The following is a 20,731-nucleotide window of genomic DNA, read 5'->3' as shown; positions in this document are numbered from 1 at the left end:
AATTAACTTTCATGAGTGAAATCAATTTTTCAGATCAATATTACATGAAACAAGCTTTTTTGGAAGCACAAAAAGCTAAAGAGAAAAATGAAGTACCAGTGGGGGCTGTTGTTGTATGCAATAATCAAATTATTGCCCGGGCTCATAACCTGACTGAAACACTCAATGATGTTACAGCTCATGCCGAAATGCTGGCCATAACTTCAGCAGCTGAATTTCTGGGCGGCAAATACCTGAACGAATGTACCCTTTATGTTACGCTTGAGCCATGTGTCATGTGTGCCGGTGCGCTTAATTGGTCACAGATAAAAAGAGTTGTTTATGGCGCCAGGGATGATAAAAGAGGTTTTGCCCGATGTCAACCTTCTTTGCTGCATCCAAAAACTGAAATATGCTCTGGCATCATGAGTAACGAGTGTCAGGATATTATTCAGGATTTCTTTAAACGAAAACGATAAATTATATTTGAGATCGAATCTCTAAGCAAATCCAGAATGAGTAAAAAAGTTTTTGTATCCGGTTGTTTTGATATGCTTCATAGCGGTCATGTAGCTTTTTTTAAAGAAGCTGCACAACATGGGGAATTGTATGTCGGAATTGGTTCTGACAGCACGATCAGAGACCTTAAAGGACGAGAAACGATTAACTGTGAGGCTGAACGTCTGTATATGATTAAGGCTATTAAGCATGTGAAAGATGCCTTTGTTAATTCAGGTTCGGGTATTATGGATTTTGAAAACGAAGTAAAGCAACTTAAGCCAGATTTCTTTGTGGTTAATGAAGATGGATACTCTCCTGCTAAAGAAACTTTGTGTAATGAATTAGGCATTGAACTTAAAGTACTTGAACGTGTTCCTGAAGCTGGTTTACCAAAGCGATCAACTACTGATATTCGAACTTCGGACAATTGTCTTTTACCTTATCGCATTGACTTGGCCGGCACATGGATCGATCAACCATATGTTTCCAAACACTACCCGGGATGGGCTATTACCTTATCTCTCGAGCCCATTATTGAATATAATGAGCGTTGTGGCATGTCAACATCGACCAGAAATGCCGCGAAAAAGATATGGCCATACTTCCTGCCTATTGATCGCCCTGAAAAGCTGGCCGAAATACTGTTTAAATACGAAAACTCGCCAGGTTCTGAATTGATTTCTGGTGCGCAAGATTCTATTGGCATATGCATGCCTGGTTTGGTAAGGCATCACTATGATAATGCTTATTGGCCAACAAAGTTTGAATCCATCCACGATGAGTCTATATTATCCTGGTTGGAAGAACATATTTATATGGTGCTTTTATGGCCACGAAAAAACGGTTTGGATTTGTTGAAAGAGACATACATCAACCAAACAAATGTAAAGGCATTGGCTACAGCGGCAGATAATGCCTGGCAAGCCATTAAAGAAAAGAACCTAAAGGATTTTGCAAAGGCTTTTAAAAACTCTTTTGATGCACAAACCACCATGTTCCCTGCAATGATAAATGACGAAATCAATTCGACCATAGCAAAGTACAAAGAGGATGCATTGGCATGGAAACTAGCCGGTGCAGGTGGAGGTGGCTACCTGATATTGGTTGCCGAAAAGCCTATCAAAGGAGCTATGCGTATTAAAATAAGAAGAAAAAATTCAGGTATATAAATCCGAACAATTCATTAATTCCGCACGCGGAATTTTATAGCCCGCAGATAACGCTGAAAATATTTCCATCCATATTGGCAAATGAAAATCTGCGGAAAAAACTTGTAAATCTTGGCAATAAAAATGCAATGAAAAAACTAAAAACCGAAAACTATAAATTTACACAACACACCAAATGTGAGTTTTTCCCTTGTCATAAAGTAAATAATATCGAAGAATTTAACTGCTTGTTTTGCTACTGTCCTTTATATATGCTAAAAGATCAGTGTGGTGGAAACTTTAAGTATAAGAATGGAATAAAAGATTGCAGTGAATGCACAGTACCACATAGCAAAGGCGGTTATGATCACGTAATGAGCAAAATGGGTATGGTGATTAAAATTGGCAGCGAAAGATAATTGAATAAGGGTTCATCGGTGCCAAGTGATGGATCCCTTAACCACATACTCTATCTTACTGTTGATACCTTCTCCCCTGCCAGGTATTTCGTTCGGCCAGCCGTTTCTCTACTTTGGCAACAAACTCAAAATTTTTCAATCCCCAACGTGGTGCGATCAATAAGTCATGCGGAGCCTGACTGATAAAACGCTCCATAACAATGGCCGGATTCATCAGCTCCAGAAAGTCAACCACTAATTCGATAAACTCTGCGGCTGTAAATAAATTAAAATACTCCGGCTGATCCAGATATATCTTCCCAAACTCACTGCCTTTAACTATTTGTAATTGATGTAATTTCAGGAAGCTAATGGGCAATTTCGATACTTCACCGGCATGAGTTAACAATGCTTCGCGACCTTCTCCCGGTAAGCCCAAGATCATATGCAAACCCACAGGAATACCTGCATCTGAAATGCGATTGGCTGCGTCAATTGTTTCTGCATAAGAGTGCCCACGATTTATTAAGTTAAGAGTCGTATCCGATGTTGATTCGGCACCCAACTCAATGGCAATATAATATTCTTTTCGCCACTCCTTCAATACTTTCAACAAATCGTCAGAGATGCAATCGGGACGAGTCCCCAAGACTATACCTGTAACCTTGGGATGGCTTAAAGCCTGTTGATATTGTTCGATCAAATAACTTGTTTCGCCATAGGTATTGCTGTAGGCCTGAAAGTAAGCCAGGTACTGCTGTGTCTGATATTTAGGGCGAAAAAAGGATGTGCCCTTTTCGATTTGCTCAATAACACTCAATTCAGGACCACAATATGAAGGATTAAAAGTACTGTTGTTACAAAATGCACACCCACCGGTTCCTTTTGATCCATCCCGGTTTGGACAGGTAAAGCCCGCATTAATGGAAACCTTTTGTACCCGCTCTCCAAACGTTCGCTTAATATATGAGCTATAATCGTTATATCGTTTGTTGTGTCCCCAGTGATATTGCATTGCTTCAAAATAATTAGTCGGCAAAGATAGGGAAAAGGTTGATTAGTTAAATTGGTTGGTAGATTAAGAGGTTATTAGGTCATTAGATTAGTAGATCATTTTGCAGATCGAATAGATGATCTTTTCCAAAGTTTTAAAACTTTGGAAAAGGTGCTAAGCTATAATGAGTCATTAAATCCAATGTGTCACTCCCTAAATAAAAAGTGTCACTCCTTAAATACAAAGTATCGGTCAAATAATGACATGTACCGGTCGTTAAATCATGTCTGTTAGTTTCTGATTTAAGCTATAGTGATTCAAACAGCACACAAACCGGACTATCTCCCCTTATTTCGCCTGCAAAAGACAATAGGCCAGTCTGCTTGTCTCGCCTAAATGCCACGAGGTTGTTAGAGTGTTGGTTCGCTACAACTAACATCTCACCATCAGGAGTTAATGAAAAATTACGCGGCCAGTTGCCTTTCACCTGTTGATGACTTATCAGTTTTAAGGACTTGCCCGACTTATCCACCTGATAAATAGCCAATGAATTATGTCCGCGATTTGAAGCATATAAAAAACGTCCATCATTCGAAATATGAATGTCAGCACAATAATTAACCTCAATATATTCCTCTGGAAGCGTGGATACAGAATTGATAAGCTGCCAACTTTCATTAGTTTTCGCAATAATTGAAACAGTGCTGTTTAACTCATTAATCACATACATCACTTCTTTTGACGGATGAAAAGTTAAGTGGCGTGGTCCCGCTCCTGCTTCCACCAGCAAACTATCGATCTTAAGAAGCTGATTATCTTTGATTTTATAAAATATCAGCTGATCAATTCCCAAATCTACAGCTACCACTTCATTTTCATTCAGCATCCATGCTGAATGTGCGTGCGGACCGGTTTGCCGATCTGTAATGCTTTTCCCGCTATGCTGACCTACTGCGAGCAAGTCGCTCAGTTTCCCGGAAGCATCCACTCGCAAGTAACCAATATTACCACCAGAATAATTCGCCATCAACACATCCCCATCAGCACTGGCAAGCACATGGCAAGGGTGCGCTCCTCCACTCAATGATGTTGATAAGTGTGATAATCCTCCATTCGTAATTTGATATGATTCAACGGTGCCTGTTCCTTCTATGTCCACTTCACTTACTGCTAATAGTGTCTGCTGACTGTTGGCAAAACACAAAAATGAAGGGTTGGTTGTTTCAGCTACTAGTTGCAAGGAATCAAATGTACCATCGCTTTTTAGCACTCCTTTATAGATACCTTTGCTATCGCCATCGGTATAGGTTCCCAGGTAAAATGGGTAGTTTTTTGATTCTTCTTTTGCCGTGCAGGCCATTAATAAGCCGGCCATTAGCATTAAATGAATAATTTTCTTCATTGGTTTTATGGTTCGTTACACTAAACTTCCACCTGTATATTCCAGATCTTATTATCATAGAATAATTGGTATTATTTATCTGGCTTCGCATTTTTGTTTTTAAATCGTGCCTTTGCCAATAAATACCCTAAAGTAAACGGCAATCCAAAGATAACAGCAACCAGCACAATAACAACAAAAACAATCAGCCAGGATATCTGCCTCATAAAACGAATAAGATTATCGGTTGTTTCCTGAATCAAAACCTTGCCCGATTGAGTCATATCGTCACGTAAAAGTTCACGCTGTTGGTTCAGGTAATTTTGCAGATATTCACGCTCTTTCGATAACTCATTAATATTTGAACGCATCCCCGTATTAAAATCAGACATGATGGGCGATAATTCTTCTCGCATACGAACTGCTATCACACCCATCATCTCTGGTGATTCCTTGGCTACAATTGCTAAACGATTAAGCATTTGCGACAATGAATCGATTCGTGCAAGATATGGTTCCACCAAACTATCATTCTCGAATGTCAATAACAGTAGCTCCTTTTCCCACGCCAGTTGAGATTTAATCTGATCGTTATAAACACTAATCCGATCCGTAAAGTCATTCATTACCTCTGCACCTGTTCCAATGGTAGAGGTATATAATGAATCGGGAATTTGTAGATGTTCGATCAAAAGCGGTCGTACGTCGGTTTTTGAGAATTGCCACTCATATATATCATCAGGTAAAGGATAGCTTTTTACAAATTCGGCCAATGATTGATAATGACTCTTTGTATTACTACGCTTAGCAATTTCATCGATCTGTTCATAAAGTTCCTTTGTTGCATCTGTTGCAATATGACTATGGGAACCAAATTTTTCGACTCCATATCTATTTAAATATTCATCCATTTGCCGGACTAATATCCAGGTGTCAACCAGCGATATTTCAGCATCCGTTTGAAAAGCTGTTCGTGCACAAGCGGAGGTTGCTGCTCCTTTCCACTTGATGGCCTGAGCCTTCACTGACAGATCATCTGAAAGAGTCACAATAGAATCAGCTGCCTGAATCACTTTTCCACTAAAACTTTTATAATACGATCGAACTGCTAAACGGGTGTTTAAATCTTGTTTTGGAAGAGATTCACTGGCAAACTGGGGTTGAAACTTTAGTAATGAACAACTGGATAAGGCTATAGATATTATAGTTACGATTAAAAAAAACTTAGTTTTCATGAGTGTGATCGATACAAAAAAATTAACATTCAGAATTAACTGGTCAAAATCCTATACATGACCTTTGTTAGCAACAATAAATGTACCTTTTATTATTTTTAGCCTCAATAGAACACGTTTAAAAAGATTAAATTCTCATGAAGAAACAAGTTTCATTAGTCATCATGCTTGTTGGTTCGATATTTGGCATGCAGGCGCAAAGTATATTCGATCAGGTTAATGATCCGTATTTTGGTGAAAGCTGCACCAGTATAATGGTGAGTAAAGGAGCCACTACCGATGGTTCGGTGATCACCTCTCATACATGCGACGGCCGTTATCGAACCTGGCTAAGCATTGAAAAAGGTCAATCATTTGATAATGATACCACAACCCCTATTTACAAAGGAAAACTAAAGACGGAAACACCCTGGGATATGCGTAAGGTAAAGCAAGTGGGCACTATTCCGCAGGCTAAAAAGACCTTTAATTTCCTGAATACCGCTTACCCTTGCTTAAACGAAAAGCAGCTGGCTATTGGTGAAACTACTTTTGTGGGGCCAAAAGAATTGGTTAACGAAAATGGCATGTTCCTGATTGAAGAACTGGAACGTATTGCCCTTGAACGATGCTCTACAGCCCGTGGTGCCATTAAGCTAATTGGTGAGCTTATTGAAGAATACGGCTATGGTGATTGGGGCGAGTGCATCACAATTGCCGACAAATATGAGGTTTGGCAATTGGAAATCGTTGGCGAAGGTCCGGATATGATTGGCGGCGTTTGGGCAGCTCAGCGTATACCAGAAGGTCATGTTGGTGTTTCAGCCAATATTGCGCGCATTGGAGAAATAAACCTGAAGGATAAAGATCATTTTATGGCTTCTAAAAACATCTTCTCGGCTGCTAAAAAGCTGGATCGATGGGATGGCAAGGAAACATTTAAATTCTGGAAGGTATACGGAGGTGTTGAAAAGCCATTTAAAATTCGTGAGTATTTTATCTTAAATGCCTTGGCTCCTTCTTTAAATCTTGACTTTGAAGCAGATGAAATTCCATTCTCGGTTAAGCCCGATAAAAAAGTATCGGTACAGGATATTATGGCACTTTACCGCGAAACTTATGAAGGAACTGAATATGACATGACACAAAATTTATTAGTTGCTAAAAAGAAGTTCAACGATAAAAAGGAGGAAATTGGTGTTGATACCATTAAATCGCCAATTGCCAATCCTTGGTTAGGACGTAACGAGCGTAACCTCTACAATGCTCTTAAAGAGGAGACCATCGAGTTTCAGCGCACAGTAGCCGTGTCATGGTGCTCCTATTCCGAAATCATTCAGTTGCGCGCCTGGCTACCTGACGAAATTGGTGGTATTGCATGGTTCAGCTTCGATAATCCGGGGCAATCGCCGCGTGTACCTATCTACTCGGGAACTACAGAATTACCTGAAAGCTTTAATTATTGCGGGCAAAAGCGTTACCGTGAAGATGCCGCTATCTGGCAATACCGTAAGGCCAATAAACTGGCAACACTTGAGTGGCAAAGTACAAAAGAAGGCTTATTAGATGAGGTGGCTTACTTTGAAGAAAAAGGCCAAACTGAAACTAAGGAATTGGAGGCCAGGCTTGACAAGCTCATCAAGGAAGGAAAGAAAAAAGAAGCACAAGAGTTGCTAAATAAATACACCAAGGATTTTACCGGAGCAACTATGTTACGATGGAAAGAATTAGAGGAGAAATACTGGGCTAAATTCGGACTTGGATTCTAAAAAGCAAGATATTTAAAATATCAATCCCCGTAATTTAGATAAGAGTTACGGGGATTTTTTATTAGTTTTTTCACCCTTCAGGAGTTACAGTTGTTAGTTTACCTATTTCTTTATCTACCATATAAAGCCCGCGACCATCAAAACCAATAACATCCATTCTATCAAGAATCCCCATAAAGAGTGCTTCTTCTTCGTGCTGCTCAGCCACATACCACTGTAAGAAATTAAAAGTGGAAAAATCCTTTTCTGCAAATGTTAACTCCACTAATTCATTAATCTTTGAGCTAACATGTTTCTCATGCTCAAAAGTTCGTTCGAACACATCCCTTAAATTTTTAAAATCAATTGGTGGGGCTTCAATTGCACTTACCGATGCCATGCTGCCAGTTTCATTGATGTAGTTAAACAGTTTATGCATGTGCATCATTTCTTCGCTGCTATGCGCGTACAAAAATTTAGCTGAACCACCTAATCCATTGACATTACACCATGAGGACATGGACAGATATAAATTGGCAGAATAGTGCTCCAATTGAATTTGCTCATTCAATTTCTTTAAAACATTGTCTTTTAACATACCATTTGATTTTTAATTAATTACAAGCTCCCTACAATTTAATAAGAATCAAACAGAATGTACAGCGACTTTTTAAGCAAACTATTCACAATTCAGCTTTTAAATACACTTAACAATGGCTCAAAAGAATTCATGAAGCAGCGAACGACAAAATTAATTCACTCCTTACTTTGGGACTTGAATAAATAGCAAGAAAAAAGGGTGACTGCAATGCGTCACCCCTTTCTATATCCTTCGGATTGCTTATTCCACAATCGTCATTTCATCCAGAAGATATCCGGCACCTGCCATCTTATCTACTATAAACAACACATAACGCATATCAAGTGAAATATTTCGACACTGTTCCGGGTTAAACATCAAATCACTCATCACACCTTCCCATGCACGATCAAAATTAATTCCAATTAAATGTCCATCGGCATTTAAAACAGGACTACCTGAGTTTCCGCCCGTGGTATGGTTAGTTGCCACAAAACAAACCGGAATAGTTCCATCCACTTCATAGCGACCATAATCCTTGTTTTTATATAATTCCTTCAATTTCTTGGGCACTCGATAATCGTAGATATCCGGATTATCTTTTTCCATAATACCTTCGAGAGTTGTAAAATGCTTGTAGTAAACCGCATCACGAGCGGTATATCCTTTTACTTGACCATAAGATACACGCAAGGTAAAATTAGCGTCTGGATAAAATACTTTATCAGATTCGAACTTCATCTGTGCAGCCATGTAAGCTTTATTTAATTCGGCCAGCTCCGACGAATATTGCTTCATTTGAGGGTACACCTTATCTTCGTATACCGACTTGAAACTATTGTTTAAAACATAAGCCGGATCTTTTTCCAATTTCTTTATTGATTTGGCAGTGAAATCATTAATAAAGGCCAAAACTGCTTCTTTATCATCAAAAATCGACTTGGCAAATAAACGATCAACATATTTATTGATATCTCCTTTGAATTTACCATTAATCACCTTATAAATATCTGGCTGAAAGGCTTTGTCAATATTTTCTGAATACATGGTCAACAGCTTAGCCGAAAGCTCTTTATCCAATGGCTTGTAATAATCTTTAAAGAATAATTCAGCCTTTTCAGTCAGTTTCTTTTTTACTTGCAGAGCTACTTCTTCACTTGCATCATCAGCCTCATAAATAATTTTTAACCCTGCAATCTGACTGGCCAAGTGAGCAATCTCCATTCCGTTTGATCGAATCATTTCGCGGTAATAGCCATAGGTCAGGTTGTAATTGGTGTAATCTTTATAAACAGCCTTGTATTTATTCAATAACTCAGCATACTCAGGTGCTTCTGCTTTTGACCATTCATTAAAATCAGCCTCGAACTGTTGTTTTTTATTGATAGCATCCAAAATTTCCAATCCGCGATTTTCACCAATCCATCGTTTCCAGCTATTTGAAATACGTGCATTCTTGGCAGCATATTTAATACGTACCGCCGGATCTGCCTCCTGGTAACGATTCATTATCGCCAGTTTCTCCGTTCGAACATCAATTAACTTTGGATTAATTGTTTCAGTAAGCATCTCCAGGTGATATGATGGCACATACTGGTATGTGCTTCCCGGATAACCAAATACCATAGTAAAATCGCCTTCGTTAACACCTTTCAATGAAATAGGAAAGTGCTTAGCCGGTTTATACGGTACATTGTCTTTTGAATACTCAGCGGGTTTGTTATCCTTATTGGCATAAATTCTGAACATTGAAAAATCACCAGTATGACGTGGCCACATCCAGTTGTCGGTATCACCGCCAAATTTACCAATAGCCGATGGAGGAGCTCCTACCAAACGAACATCTTTAAAGATCTCGTTGATAAATAAGAAGTATTGATTTCCATTGAAAAATGGTTTTAGAACAGCTGAATAGTGCGTATCCTTTATAGCTTCCTTTTTAATTTGAGCAATATTCTTATTAATTATCTCCTGGCGCTTATCGGCCTTCATATCATCATCAACACCTTCCAACACCCTATTCGTTACATCTTCCATTCGCTTAAGGAAAGTAACGGTCAAGTCAGGGTTAATCAACTCTTCTTCTTGCGACATCGCCCAAAAACCATTGGTGAGATAATCGTTTTCAACCGAACTATGGTATTGTATCTGACCATAGCCACAATGGTGGTTGGTTACAATTAAACCTTTATCTGAAATAAGCTCACCAGTACATCCGCGTCCAAAAATAACAACTGCATCTTTCAGACAAGCCTGGTTAACACTATATACATCTTCCGCACTTAGCTTGAATCCCATCTCCTGCATTTGCTCGATGTTATATTTTTTGAGCAACATTGGAATCCACATCCCTTCATCAGCTTTCGCCATTGTTTGTAAAAACAAGGCAACAACCAATGTCAATACTATTCTTTTAATCATTTTTGTTGATTTATAGGACATTTATAATTTTCTTAATTTCAGTATATAATCTCTGTACAGGTAGTCCAACCACATTAAAGTATGAGCCTTCAATTCGTTCTATACCAATCATACCAATCCACTCTTGTATACCATAAGCTCCTGCCTTATCAAAAGGTTTATAGTTTTCGATATAGAATTCTATTTCATCACCTGTTAAGGTCTTAAAAAACACCTTGGTACTTACGGTAAAAGTGTGTTGGTTATCCGCTGTGGTTAAAACGACACCGGTGATCACTTCATGCTCATTGCCTGAAAGCATTTGCAACATTCTGACAGCATCTTTTTTATCTTTGGGCTTGCCCAAAACTTCGTTATCACAACATACAATCGTATCTGCTGTAATAACCAAAACATTGCCATTCCTGTATTCGTCCTTGTATGCTTGCGCTTTTTGCCTGGCCAGATAGACAGGCACCTCTGAATAAGATAATTCATTTGGATATACTTCCTCTCCACTGTCTTTTACCAACACATCAAAAGCAATGTCTAATTGCGACATTAGCTCTTTCCTCCGGGGCGATTGCGATGCTAATAGAATCTTATATTCAGGCATTTTAATGATAATCTCTCATTTTAAAATTCAAACGAATGGCAAATATATAATAATTGCACACTTAACTAATGTCTTTTCAAATGGAAGATAAAAGATGTGTTCTAAAACATCTGACCTGTTAGAACAATAAAGATTACTCCTAATAGAATTATGACTTTACTAATAGAACTAACCAAGTGGTAATCAGAACTTGTTTGAGCCTTAACCCATTTATACATCATAAGAAGATGAGGAACCGTAAACCCAATAATAAAATATGGTAGTGCATAGGGAATATGACTAACGGCATCAACGCCAAAATATATTAGCCACAAAGCCATTAACGAAACACTTATCAAGATTAACACAAAAACTTTTGTTAAAGGAATACCTAAGGCAATTGGTAAAGTTTTACAACCAACAGCTCTATCTCCTTTAATATCTTCTGTATCTTTCACAATCTCCCTTATAAAATTGGTCAGAAATGCAAAAATAGCAAATCCACTCGTCCAAAACCAGGCCAGAGAACATGCTTCGGTTCGCACGATTGCCTGTCCGTGAACCCTCACCAACATGGCAAATTCAACTGATACCACCAACAAAACAATAATACCTGTCAAAAAAGATATCAACAGGTTACCTATTACAATGTGGCGCTTAAAGGTAGTACTGTAGTACCACAATAAAACTGGCACTGCAATAAACATAATGGCATAGGTTTCCTTTCGCGCAACGTATGCGATAAACAAACCTGTGAGAATTCCGAAAACTGTTAATAAAACATGCAGGAACAAAGCAGTCCGTCGGGTAATTCTTTTTCCTACCAGAATCTTTTGCGGTTTATTGATCCTGTCAATTCGAATATCAAAATAATCATTGATAATATAACCAGATGCAGCCAGCAGTAACGTTGATAATACCACCAGTGCAAAACGCAAATGAGACAATACTGGACTCACCTCGAAATGATTTAAGATTGGTAAAATCAAACCATAACGTAATGCGTATTGCATTAAACCAATCATCAATAAATTTTTGTAACGGATGAGTCTTAAATAATCCATACTGGCCAACTGTTTGGGTTGAAGTTAATGGTTTACCAGATATAATCCAAAGCCCATTTACCATGTGCGCGCAATACTTGCTCCATCACATCGCGAACAGCACCCTCTCCTCCTTTTTTGTCAGATATATATTTACAGAGCGATTTGATTTCTTCAACCGCATCAGCCGGACAAACGGGAATACCCACCCGCTTCATAACCGGATAATCAGGTAAATCATCGCCCATGTACATCACTTCGTCTGCTTTAATTCCTGTTTCCTCCATCCACTTTTCGAAACACGGCCATTTATCAGAAACTCCAAGGTAAACATGTTTTAATCCCAAATCTTCATAGCGCTTTTTAACAGCCTGCGTATTGCCTCCTGAAATAATAGCCACAGGATACCCTACCTTAACGGCCAATTGTAAAGCAAACCCATCTTTAATATTCGCTGTTCGCATTGGTTCACCACTTGGATGCATTGGAATTAGTTGAGATGATAAAACACCATCCACATCGAAGACAAATGCCTTCACTTTCATCAAATCTTCCTTGAAATTGCTCATTTCTCCTTTTTTATTTATCGCGAAGATAAAAAAAAGGCCCTTCATCAACATGATGACGGACCTTTGTTTCAACATCAGAATAATATTTTTAAACTTTAGGTGTGATCAAAAATGATTTTCCACTCTCCATCAATCTTTTTCCAGATTAAAGAAAAGTTTCCCTGCGCATTCCCTACTTCCCTTTCCAGATAAAAACTACCAATAACCAGAACACAATCAGGTGCCAACTGGTTAAAATGCTGAAAAGTATAGGTTAAAACACCACGGTGTGCTTTTGTAGGATATCCTTTTTTATAATTCTTTAATGTTGATTGCCATCCACCTGTCATGCTATTTAGACCCATAAATAACAACGAGTCTGATTGCCAGTAAACCTGCATATACCCTTCTAAATCGCCTCGGTTCCAACACTGCCTTGAAGCTTCCATTTGTTCAAGAATATTTGTTTTAACAGACGAATCAACTTCGTTAATCACCAAACGACTATTCGTTGGTTCCTTACAAGAACTTAATAGTAAACTCATCAAAGTGATGTAAAAAATATATTTCATATTCAATCTTGATACAATTAGAAATTAACTTGAAACTGCAGACGCAACAACTGTCCTTTTTGGTGATTTCCATTATTGCCCCCCATAAAATCCGTCATATCTTCATAACGGCGATCAGCCAATGTATAAATGGCTACAACTTCAAAAGCACTGATGGGTTGCCATTCAATTCCTAATTCGAGTTCTTTCATGGAGTAGCTTCGGGCATCTTGCTCAAACTTTTTACCACCATCATAATACATACCTTTCACAAACGGGAAAATCTCCTGTTTTTTATGTTGTATTCTATACATGAGTTGTAAATAACCACCATGAAGGTTTTCTTTCCCAATTGATCCCGTTTCACTTGTTGCATCATAGGCAAACTCAGGACCAACACCAAAATTATACTCAGCCTGAAAACCAAAAGGTTGCGGATAACACACAATTGTTCCCGCTAAGCGCTGATCTCTAAAAAGTTGTCCCTCTGCGAAAGTACTTGATAGAGTGCCATCGTCATTTCTAACAACAACACCTTCAGTAACAGATGTCATAACATACTGACCTGTATATCCTTGAATACCCAACTCCATAAATTGTCCTGAAACTAATTCAAATGGATAAGCAAAACGCATGGCAACGTGTGGAAACTTTTCAGCATCCGGCACTATACTGTTTCCTCTCTGGCCATTATAAAACATTACATAAGCCATCCCATAGTCACCTGAACCTTTTAAACCTTGATTCTTTATTGTTTTAAAAAGATCCCGAATTTTCTTTGGCGCATAATGCAATCCAATATTCATATCACGCTCGTCTTTGACCGCACTGTTTAATGGATCATTTCGGTCTAGTGCCAGGCGGTTTTGTGATGATTGCAAATTCTCAAACCCGAATGGGATCTTGCTTTGCCCCCCACGTACTTGCCATTCGCCCTGTGGATCGAGAAAATAATCAAAATAAGCATCTCTTAATTGTCCAAGGTTTTTACCATCAGAAGCAAAATCAGCCTGAAAGTAAAAATACATGCGCGGATGAATTTGACCAGACAGTTTTACGCGTGCCCTGCGAAGTGAAAAACCATCATATCCTCCATAGGTCCTGTCACCCTGCGGGTTTTCCATTTCCGGATTAGTTTTATACAAGTCGTTGTATCTTAATTGAGTATAACCACTGACCTTAATTTTTTCATACCAATTAGTTGGGAATGAAGATTCCTCTTCTTTTGATTGAGCAATGGACAGTCCACAGCTAAGCAGCAGCAATAAAGCCACAAACTTTAGTCTAATCATGTTATCTTCTTTTTTTGTGTATAGTGCTAAAATTAATAAAATCAACCTGGTAACAATTGACTATTAATTTCGAGGTACAAATGCATACATTCATATACGATAGCTTTACCATTATCCTTTACAATGATTAAAACTAACAATAATCAACACCAGAGCCTCCTTTGAAATTTTTGCTATTTTCACGGTCAAATAATGAGTTAAACAATCAATGATTAAAGCAGATAAATATAAAACAATTGCAACTGCTTCGGAAGGCATTTATAAAGAAAAAGGAAGCAAATTTATAAGTTATGCTTTTCCTGTTTATTCTGAAATAGAAATAAAATCACACGTAGCAGATATCAAGAAAAAATACTACGATGCAAGGCATCATTGCTTCGCATGGCAACTTGGTTTGGATGAGAGTAAGTTCAGAGCTAATGATGATGGGGAGCCATCCGGAACAGCTGGAAAACCTATACATGGACAGATTCGTTCGCATGATTTAACTAATATTTTAATAGTTGTTGTCCGGTATTTTGGAGGAACAAAACTTGGAACCAGTGGCTTAATTCATGCCTACAGGGAAGCCTCCATTGATGCATTGAACAATACAACGATTGTTGAAAAAACTGTTAACGATATCTATCGGGTCAACTTTGATTATGGGGTAATGAATGATATCATGAAGATCATGAAAGATGAAAACCCAAATATTATTAATCAGGATTTTAACCTACGATGCTCTATTGAATGGAGCTGCCGGCAATCCATGGTTGAACGAATCGTAACAAAACTCCAGAAAATTGAATCAGTAGAAGTTGAATATCTCAAAACCGTGTAGTAAAATTTAAGGATTGACCAGAATGCATAAATATGATATTATAGTAGCAGGTGATTGCAATATCGATCTGATATTTAATCACTTTAATAAACTTCCAAACTTTGGAGAAGAAGTATTGGCTGATCAGTTTGATATTGCTCTGGGCAGTTCAGCCGGCATTACTGCGGCACATTTAGCAACTTTAGGAATAAAAGTAGCATATGTAGGTGCTGTTGGAGAAGATAATTTTGGTACACTATTTAAGTCCTTGTTAAGCAATTATGATGTTTGTACCGATCACCTGGTTGTCCAACCCCGTTTAAAAACTGGTGTCACTGTTGTGATGAATAAAGATGAAGACAGGGCAAACATAACGCACGCAGGTGCTATGGCTTCTCTTAAACCAAAAGACATTACAGATGAACTCTTAAAAAAGAGTAAACGTTTTCATCTCTCAAATCCTTATGTACTCCCTCACTTTAGAAATAAGCTACCCGATTTTTATAAGCATATCAAGTCCATAGGAACGCACACTTCTTTAGATCCGCAATGGGATGTTGAAGAAAAATGGGACACTAATTTAAGTACCTTGCTGCCTTACGTGGATGTTTTCTTTCCTAATGCGGTTGAATTAGAAAAATTACTGACTGGTAATCAAATGTCAATGAAAGATCTGGTAAACCTCAGTCAAAACACAATTGCCAATACACTTGGAAGCGAAGGGGTACGCTTAATATCCAATGGACAAATTAAACACTATGAATCGTTTCATAATAGCAATCCGATAGATTGTATCGGGGCTGGAGATGCTTTTACAGCTGGCTATCTTGCTGCACTCATTGAGAATAAATCTACAGCTGAAACCATTGAATTGGCTTGCAAGAATGCAGCCTTATCAACAACGATTGCTGGTGGCACAGTTCCTTATATTTCTCGTCAGGATTTCGAATCTATGTTTGAAAAAACCGGTCTATAAAATTGCCAGACAATACCCATAAAGCAATACAGCAACACCAACTTACAATCAACAAATAACAATGATCGTTCAACCAATCCTTCTCTCCATATTGGGCGCAATCTTTACCTCACTCTTGCTTCTGATGGTCATCACAAGCTTTTATGAACGAAAGAGAAGAGCAGCCTTTAAAGCTCTTACTCTGATGCTGCCTTTTTTAACAATCACTATAGTGCCATACTATTTACCTGCCAGTGTTAATTGGATAATTGCAAGCATTAATGCTTTATTTGTCGTTATAGGATTGTACATATTTGCTCCCAGATTCTTATTTAGAAAAAGGGAAGAGAACCAGCCCAAAGGAAATATTGATGAGCGAACAATCATGTTTGCCAGAAACGAGTTAAAACCAGGTACCGACCGATTTGACAGTTACTACAAAGAATTTCCATCACATAAAGAAAATGACGATAATTTCAGAAAGTTACCCGGTCTCTTAGGAAAGCAATCTAAATTCCATAATTCCCTTTCCTTTGAAGCAACCGAATCCATATTTACTATTGTTGATGGTCTTCACAACTACGTTGAAGGTAAAGCAAAAGATCATTCGCTTAATCTATCTCAGGAAGAATGCGGTCGCTTCATAAAATCATGGGCTGATAAATCAGGAGTTAAATCTATCGGTTTTACTAAAATGAAAGATTATCACTGGTACTCTGTTGGCGGTCGCGGTGATCGTTTTGGTAAAAAAATTAATCAAAATCATCAGATTGGTATTGCCTTCACAGTTGAGATGGATCATGAAATGATTCATGCAGCTCCTAAGGCATCCATCATCATGGAATCTGCAACACAATACTTGAATGCAGGCATTATTGCTGTGCAGCTGGCACAATTTATTCGTAATTGCGGGTTTGATGCAAGAGCCCATATTGATGGTAATTACCAAATTGTTGCTCCATTGGTAGCAAGAGATGCTAATTTGGGTGAGATTGGCCGGATGGGATTATTAATGACTCCGGAACTTGGTCCACGAGTAAGAGTTGGGGTTGTAACCACTAACATGCCATTGCCTGTTGTCGAAAGACATTATGACGATAGTTACGAAGATTTTTGTACTAGATGCTTAAAATGTGCTGTAAACTGCCCGGCATCAGCCATTTCAGGTCGGAATGCTCAACTAATTAATGGTGTGAATCGATGGCAGATTGATTCGGAAAAGTGCTTTAATTATTGGTGTATAGCCGGCACCGATTGTGGTCGCTGTATGAGCACATGCCCATATTCTCATCCCAATAACTTAATGCATAAAATGGTTCGGTGGTGCATCCGGCAATTTCCAAACTTTAGATATTGGGCAGTAAAAATGGATGATTTCTTTTATGGAAGAAAAGCATCTCCCGGAAAACTACCAGATTGGTTAATGACAAAGACTGACACTAAGATATAGTTCGGTCCTTAACCTTAACAGCGGGATTCCCTCTATATATTGAATATGATTCAAGTGATTTGGAAGCCACACTATTAACTGATAAGACAGAATGACTTTCGCATGTAACACCACCTGTAACAACAGACCTCGCTCCTAACCAAACTCCATCTTCAATGATTACCGGTGCAACCTGTAAATCAAAAGTTGATTCCTTATAGTTATGATTACCAATAAGTATCAAAGCTTCCTGCGATAAACAGCAATGAGAACCAATAACAACCTTATCCAAATTATCAATCCATACCCGCTCCCCTATCCATGAATAATCTCCAACTTCAAGATTCCAGGGGTACTTAATATTTACACCAGGTTTAATTACAACACCCTTTCCTATTTTAGCACCAAAACTCTTAAGTAACCATACCTTAATGCCTGATAAAGGGTTGAGTGGATTAATAAGAAAAATAGCATTAACCATAAACCAAATGCTACGTTTTAATGTTCCCGCACCTTCATCAAACCAATCGTTACTATATTTCGATAAATCAACTGTGTCCATTATAAGCTCAAAATTCTCAGACCGAAAATAACACCTTTAACGTTTGAAGACAAATTCCTGTAATTAATAATCAAAACACATGCATTCATCAACTATTCAGCATTAAAAAATCAACACCCGATAATAAATCATTTAAATTCATGTATTTTCACTAAACCAATAATTAACTCAAACTACTCTAAAATGGAAGCATGTGATATGATTGACAAATGCGGTTTTCTAATCCGCTATAGTCCTACAAACGAGTTAGCCTGCCGTGGCTTTATTAACAGGTATTGTAAAGGTGAACTGCAGGGACAATGTAAAAGAAAAGCATATAAAATGAAGAATGGTACACCACCGCCTGATAATATGCTGCCAACTGGAGTGTTTTTATCCAAGAATAGCTAAGTAAATAAAAAAGGAGTTCGTCAAACGAACTCCTTTTTATGCGGAGAGAGAGGGATTCGAACCCCCGGTACCTCGCGGTACAACGGTTTTCAAGACCGCCGCATTCGACCACTCTGCCATCTCTCCAGTATTCTTATTAAATGCATTTCCTTAAATGCGGGTGCAAATATAGAGAATTTAAATAATGAGACAAGCATTTCATCAATAAAAAAACAGATAATACTAAAAAAAAGGAGTAGCTATTATAATATGTCTTTTTAGTGCTGATTTTTCCTATTCTTTTTTTGCTGAACATTTGGTAAACACCGGAAATACTCTATATTTGTAGAGGAAAGTTTAAGAATTTATTTATAGAACCCTAAAATTAAGGAGTATTATGAACAAGGCTCAATTAATTGATGCAATTGCTGGCGAAGCAGAATTAACAAAAGCTGATGCAAAAAAAGCTTTAGACGCATTCATTAAAGTAACTGGTGATGCATTAAAAGACGGTGGTCGTGTTGCTTTAGTAGGTTTTGGTTCTTTTGGTGTTTCTGAAAGAAGCGCTCGTACCGGTAGAAACCCACAAACTGGTAAAGAAATTGAAATTCCTGCTAAAAAAGTTGTTAAGTTTAAGGCTGGTAGCGAATTAAGTGACTCTATCAACTAATCTTAATCAAGCTAAAAATATTAAGAGAGTGCTTTGGCACTCTTTTTTTTTGCTATTTTCAGTTGTATAAATTTCAAAATTATGATCGATCAGCTGATAGATTTTCTAGAGCAATTTTCAACCGAAGAGAGAATTAATCAATTGTCTGAGGTTGTAAGGCAAAGAACCAGACACATCACTGTTGTTCTAGAGGATATTTATCAAACACAAAATGCCAGTGCTGTTCTTCGCTCATGTGACTGCTTTGGGGTTCAAGATGTTCATATTATAGAAAATAATAATACATTTAATATCAACCCGCAAGTTGTAATTGGTGCAACTAAATGGTTGCATTTACACCAATACAATGAACAAAATAATAACACTCGTTCAGCTTTAAAAAAACTTAAATCTGAAGGCTATAGAATAGTTGCAACAAGCCCCCACAGAGATGATGTTAATCTTAATGAGTTTGATATCTCCGCAGGAAAAGCAGCTTTTGTTTTCGGCAACGAAAAAGAAGGTATATCAGATGTTGTAATGGAGGAAGCAGATGAATTTATGAAAATTCCTATGTATGGTTTTTCAGAAAGCCTTAATATTTCAGTATGTGCGGCCATTACACTACAGCACATTACCAATCAGTTAAGATCTGGAAATACAGAATGGCAACTTCCCGAAAACGAGTTTAATGAGCTATACCTGGAATGGCTTAAAAAATCGATTAAAAAAAGTGACTTGTTGATTGAAGAGTTCAATAAAAGAAACAATACTTCGTTTTAAACGTTAAATTTTTCAATGAGATACAATTATTAATGATGATATTTTTTTATTTTTGAAGAAAATCAGAGTCTATGAATTGCATTATTATTGATGATGACAAACTCTCGACGAAAATTATTAAAGAATTTGTTGAGAAAACGGATGGTTTGAATCTGGCGGGAACTTTTGATAGTGCAGTGAGTGCCATTAATTACCTGTCAAAACAAGATATAGAGGCAATTGATCTAATATTCTTAGACATTGAGATGCCTGAGATGAGCGGCATCGACTTCCTAAAATCTTTGGATGAATTACCCCAAGTCATTGTTTATTCGTCGCAAGAAAAATATGCAATTGATTCATATGAATACAATGTTACGGACTACCTTCTTAAACCAGTTCAGTATGGCCGCTTTATTAAAGCTGTTAAGCGTGCTCGTGAGCGATTTGAAGAAAAGGAATCTGTAACACGCGAGACCAATGAGATATTTGTAAAAAACAACAGTTCGCTGGTTCGGGTAAAGTACGATGATATACTTTGGATAGAAGCATTAGAAAATTATGTTGTTCTTAATACTTTTAAAGACAAGTTTACCATTCACTTTACAATGAAGGCTATTTCTGAGAAAATGCCACCTGAACGTTATGTTCGAGTACACCGTTCTTTCATTGTAAATATTAATAAGATAAAGGTAATTGAAGACAACTCCGTAATTATAAATTACGAAGGTGGTTCAAAAATAATTCCAATAGGAAAATCGTATAAAGATAAGCTAATGGATGACATCAATTTGATAACGAGATAAAAAGAAAAGCCGTCATGTGACGGCT

At 37.7% G+C, this 20,731-nt stretch carries 22 protein-coding genes and 1 tRNA gene; 11 read left to right on the top strand and 12 right to left on the bottom strand.

Annotated elements, in window-relative coordinates; translation table 11 throughout:
• Positions 1-11: 11 nt before the first annotated feature.
• The 3 genes from AC4MRQ_RS08865 (at position 12) to AC4MRQ_RS08855 (ending at position 2,047) form a co-directional block, all read left to right on the top strand.
• Entirely contained in the window at positions 12-458 is a 447-nt protein-coding gene (locus AC4MRQ_RS08865) for a nucleoside deaminase (RefSeq protein WP_491197309.1), read from the top strand.
• A 36-nt stretch (positions 459-494) separates the two neighbouring features.
• Positions 495-1,649, top strand: coding sequence for an FAD synthase family protein (locus AC4MRQ_RS08860; protein WP_491197308.1), 1,155 nt, complete (start codon positions 495-497; stop codon positions 1,647-1,649).
• A 128-nt stretch (positions 1,650-1,777) separates the two neighbouring features.
• A complete protein-coding gene (locus AC4MRQ_RS08855; RefSeq protein ID WP_491197307.1) occupies positions 1,778-2,047 on the top strand; it encodes a cysteine-rich small domain-containing protein in 270 nt (89 codons plus the stop codon).
• A gap of 55 nt (positions 2,048-2,102) precedes the next feature.
• On the opposite strand, the gene mnmL is transcribed toward AC4MRQ_RS08855, so the two are convergent.
• The 3 genes from mnmL to AC4MRQ_RS08840 form a co-directional block, all read right to left on the bottom strand.
• Complete coding sequence (mnmL, locus tag AC4MRQ_RS08850; protein ID WP_491197306.1) at positions 2,103-3,041, bottom strand: tRNA modification radical SAM protein MnmL/YtqA; 939 nt, start codon at positions 3,039-3,041, stop codon at positions 2,103-2,105.
• A gap of 286 nt (positions 3,042-3,327) precedes the next feature.
• Positions 3,328-4,422: a lactonase family protein gene (locus tag AC4MRQ_RS08845; protein ID WP_491197305.1), complete on the bottom strand. Its 1,095-nt coding sequence runs from the start codon at positions 4,420-4,422 to the stop codon at positions 3,328-3,330.
• Positions 4,423-4,493: 71 nt separating this feature from the next.
• Positions 4,494-5,636, bottom strand: a complete 1,143-nt coding sequence (locus AC4MRQ_RS08840; RefSeq protein ID WP_491197304.1) for a hypothetical protein — start codon at positions 5,634-5,636, stop codon at positions 4,494-4,496.
• A 137-nt stretch (positions 5,637-5,773) separates the two neighbouring features.
• Between AC4MRQ_RS08840 and AC4MRQ_RS08835 the strand changes: the two genes are divergently transcribed.
• A complete protein-coding gene (locus tag AC4MRQ_RS08835; protein ID WP_491197303.1) occupies positions 5,774-7,384 on the top strand; it encodes a dipeptidase in 1,611 nt (536 codons plus the stop codon).
• Between the two features lie 70 nt (positions 7,385-7,454).
• Here AC4MRQ_RS08835 and ftnA read toward each other — a convergent pair whose 3' ends face one another.
• From ftnA to AC4MRQ_RS08800, 7 genes are all read right to left on the bottom strand, one after another.
• Entirely contained in the window at positions 7,455-7,961 is a 507-nt protein-coding gene (gene ftnA, locus AC4MRQ_RS08830; protein WP_491197302.1) for a non-heme ferritin, read from the bottom strand.
• Between the two features lie 243 nt (positions 7,962-8,204).
• A complete protein-coding gene (locus tag AC4MRQ_RS08825) occupies positions 8,205-10,364 on the bottom strand; it encodes a S46 family peptidase (RefSeq protein WP_491197301.1) in 2,160 nt (719 codons plus the stop codon).
• A gap of 10 nt (positions 10,365-10,374) precedes the next feature.
• Positions 10,375-10,959: a Maf family nucleotide pyrophosphatase gene (locus tag AC4MRQ_RS08820; RefSeq protein ID WP_491197300.1), complete on the bottom strand. Its 585-nt coding sequence runs from the start codon at positions 10,957-10,959 to the stop codon at positions 10,375-10,377.
• Positions 10,960-11,060: 101 nt separating this feature from the next.
• Positions 11,061-12,002 (bottom strand): geranylgeranylglycerol-phosphate geranylgeranyltransferase, encoded by a 942-nt coding sequence (locus AC4MRQ_RS08815; protein WP_491197299.1) that lies wholly within the window; start codon positions 12,000-12,002, stop codon positions 11,061-11,063.
• 32 nt (positions 12,003-12,034) lie between these two features.
• Positions 12,035-12,550: a KdsC family phosphatase gene (locus AC4MRQ_RS08810; RefSeq protein ID WP_491197298.1), complete on the bottom strand. Its 516-nt coding sequence runs from the start codon at positions 12,548-12,550 to the stop codon at positions 12,035-12,037.
• Positions 12,551-12,645: 95 nt separating this feature from the next.
• Positions 12,646-13,074 (bottom strand): YybH family protein, encoded by a 429-nt coding sequence (locus AC4MRQ_RS08805; protein ID WP_491197297.1) that lies wholly within the window; start codon positions 13,072-13,074, stop codon positions 12,646-12,648.
• Between the two features lie 44 nt (positions 13,075-13,118).
• Positions 13,119-14,372 (bottom strand): porin, encoded by a 1,254-nt coding sequence (locus AC4MRQ_RS08800; protein ID WP_491197296.1) that lies wholly within the window; start codon positions 14,370-14,372, stop codon positions 13,119-13,121.
• Positions 14,373-14,580: 208 nt separating this feature from the next.
• On the opposite strand from AC4MRQ_RS08800, the gene AC4MRQ_RS08795 reads away from it, so the two are divergent.
• The 3 genes from AC4MRQ_RS08795 (at position 14,581) to AC4MRQ_RS08785 (ending at position 17,579) form a co-directional block, all read left to right on the top strand.
• Positions 14,581-15,195: an IMPACT family protein gene (locus AC4MRQ_RS08795; RefSeq protein WP_491197295.1), complete on the top strand. Its 615-nt coding sequence runs from the start codon at positions 14,581-14,583 to the stop codon at positions 15,193-15,195.
• A gap of 22 nt (positions 15,196-15,217) precedes the next feature.
• Positions 15,218-16,150, top strand: coding sequence for a carbohydrate kinase family protein (locus tag AC4MRQ_RS08790; RefSeq protein ID WP_491197294.1), 933 nt, complete (start codon positions 15,218-15,220; stop codon positions 16,148-16,150).
• A 211-nt stretch (positions 16,151-16,361) separates the two neighbouring features.
• Positions 16,362-17,579, top strand: coding sequence for a 4Fe-4S dicluster domain-containing protein (locus AC4MRQ_RS08785; protein ID WP_491197293.1), 1,218 nt, complete (start codon positions 16,362-16,364; stop codon positions 17,577-17,579).
• Here the strand turns inward: AC4MRQ_RS08785 and AC4MRQ_RS08780 are convergent.
• Positions 17,569-18,120, bottom strand: a complete 552-nt coding sequence (locus tag AC4MRQ_RS08780; protein WP_491197292.1) for a WcaF family extracellular polysaccharide biosynthesis acetyltransferase — start codon at positions 18,118-18,120, stop codon at positions 17,569-17,571. The two genes, AC4MRQ_RS08785 and AC4MRQ_RS08780, sit on opposite strands and share 11 nt — an antisense overlap.
• Before the next feature lie 183 nt (positions 18,121-18,303).
• Between AC4MRQ_RS08780 and AC4MRQ_RS08775 the strand changes: the two genes are divergently transcribed.
• Entirely contained in the window at positions 18,304-18,510 is a 207-nt protein-coding gene (locus AC4MRQ_RS08775; RefSeq protein WP_491197291.1) for a hypothetical protein, read from the top strand.
• A 41-nt stretch (positions 18,511-18,551) separates the two neighbouring features.
• On the opposite strand, the gene AC4MRQ_RS08770 is transcribed toward AC4MRQ_RS08775, so the two are convergent.
• Positions 18,552-18,636, bottom strand: a tRNA-Ser gene (locus tag AC4MRQ_RS08770).
• 250 nt (positions 18,637-18,886) lie between these two features.
• Here AC4MRQ_RS08770 and AC4MRQ_RS08765 point away from each other — a divergent pair.
• From AC4MRQ_RS08765 to AC4MRQ_RS08755, 3 genes are all read left to right on the top strand, one after another.
• Positions 18,887-19,159, top strand: coding sequence for an HU family DNA-binding protein (locus AC4MRQ_RS08765; protein WP_491197290.1), 273 nt, complete (start codon positions 18,887-18,889; stop codon positions 19,157-19,159).
• An 81-nt stretch (positions 19,160-19,240) separates the two neighbouring features.
• Positions 19,241-19,921, top strand: a complete 681-nt coding sequence (locus AC4MRQ_RS08760) for a TrmH family RNA methyltransferase (protein ID WP_491197289.1) — start codon at positions 19,241-19,243, stop codon at positions 19,919-19,921.
• 71 nt (positions 19,922-19,992) lie between these two features.
• Complete coding sequence (locus AC4MRQ_RS08755; protein ID WP_491197288.1) at positions 19,993-20,706, top strand: LytR/AlgR family response regulator transcription factor; 714 nt, start codon at positions 19,993-19,995, stop codon at positions 20,704-20,706.
• Positions 20,707-20,731: the final 25 nt, after the last annotated feature.

The sequence above is a fragment of the Carboxylicivirga sp. genome, assembly GCF_982718395.1.
Note: the sequence above shows the minus strand (reverse complement) of the source record. Positions and strands in the feature narration are given on the sequence as shown.

What these genes read in the sequence shown, in the direction of transcription:
- AC4MRQ_RS08855 (WP_491197307.1), top strand. Translation starts at nt 1,778, where the DNA reads ATGAAAAAACTAAAAACCGAAAACTATAAATTTACACAACACACCAAA.
- AC4MRQ_RS08810 (WP_491197298.1), bottom strand. Translation starts at nt 12,550, where the DNA reads ATGAGCAATTTCAAGGAAGATTTGATGAAAGTGAAGGCATTTGTCTTC.
- ftnA (WP_491197302.1), bottom strand. Translation starts at nt 7,961, where the DNA reads ATGTTAAAAGACAATGTTTTAAAGAAATTGAATGAGCAAATTCAATTG.
- mnmL (WP_491197306.1), bottom strand. Translation starts at nt 3,041, where the DNA reads ATGCAATATCACTGGGGACACAACAAACGATATAACGATTATAGCTCA.
- AC4MRQ_RS08835 (WP_491197303.1), top strand. Translation starts at nt 5,774, where the DNA reads ATGAAGAAACAAGTTTCATTAGTCATCATGCTTGTTGGTTCGATATTT.
- AC4MRQ_RS08780 (WP_491197292.1), bottom strand. Translation starts at nt 18,120, where the DNA reads ATGGACACAGTTGATTTATCGAAATATAGTAACGATTGGTTTGATGAA.
- AC4MRQ_RS08825 (WP_491197301.1), bottom strand. Translation starts at nt 10,364, where the DNA reads ATGATTAAAAGAATAGTATTGACATTGGTTGTTGCCTTGTTTTTACAA.
- AC4MRQ_RS08815 (WP_491197299.1), bottom strand. Translation starts at nt 12,002, where the DNA reads ATGGATTATTTAAGACTCATCCGTTACAAAAATTTATTGATGATTGGT.
- AC4MRQ_RS08765 (WP_491197290.1), top strand. Translation starts at nt 18,887, where the DNA reads ATGAACAAGGCTCAATTAATTGATGCAATTGCTGGCGAAGCAGAATTA.
- AC4MRQ_RS08845 (WP_491197305.1), bottom strand. Translation starts at nt 4,422, where the DNA reads ATGAAGAAAATTATTCATTTAATGCTAATGGCCGGCTTATTAATGGCC.
- AC4MRQ_RS08865 (WP_491197309.1), top strand. Translation starts at nt 12, where the DNA reads ATGAGTGAAATCAATTTTTCAGATCAATATTACATGAAACAAGCTTTT.
- AC4MRQ_RS08795 (WP_491197295.1), top strand. Translation starts at nt 14,581, where the DNA reads ATGATTAAAGCAGATAAATATAAAACAATTGCAACTGCTTCGGAAGGC.
- AC4MRQ_RS08805 (WP_491197297.1), bottom strand. Translation starts at nt 13,074, where the DNA reads ATGAGTTTACTATTAAGTTCTTGTAAGGAACCAACGAATAGTCGTTTG.
- AC4MRQ_RS08790 (WP_491197294.1), top strand. Translation starts at nt 15,218, where the DNA reads ATGCATAAATATGATATTATAGTAGCAGGTGATTGCAATATCGATCTG.
- AC4MRQ_RS08820 (WP_491197300.1), bottom strand. Translation starts at nt 10,959, where the DNA reads ATGCCTGAATATAAGATTCTATTAGCATCGCAATCGCCCCGGAGGAAA.
- AC4MRQ_RS08840 (WP_491197304.1), bottom strand. Translation starts at nt 5,636, where the DNA reads ATGAAAACTAAGTTTTTTTTAATCGTAACTATAATATCTATAGCCTTA.
- AC4MRQ_RS08860 (WP_491197308.1), top strand. Translation starts at nt 495, where the DNA reads ATGAGTAAAAAAGTTTTTGTATCCGGTTGTTTTGATATGCTTCATAGC.
- AC4MRQ_RS08760 (WP_491197289.1), top strand. Translation starts at nt 19,241, where the DNA reads ATGATCGATCAGCTGATAGATTTTCTAGAGCAATTTTCAACCGAAGAG.
- AC4MRQ_RS08800 (WP_491197296.1), bottom strand. Translation starts at nt 14,372, where the DNA reads ATGATTAGACTAAAGTTTGTGGCTTTATTGCTGCTGCTTAGCTGTGGA.
- AC4MRQ_RS08775 (WP_491197291.1), top strand. Translation starts at nt 18,304, where the DNA reads ATGGAAGCATGTGATATGATTGACAAATGCGGTTTTCTAATCCGCTAT.
- AC4MRQ_RS08755 (WP_491197288.1), top strand. Translation starts at nt 19,993, where the DNA reads ATGAATTGCATTATTATTGATGATGACAAACTCTCGACGAAAATTATT.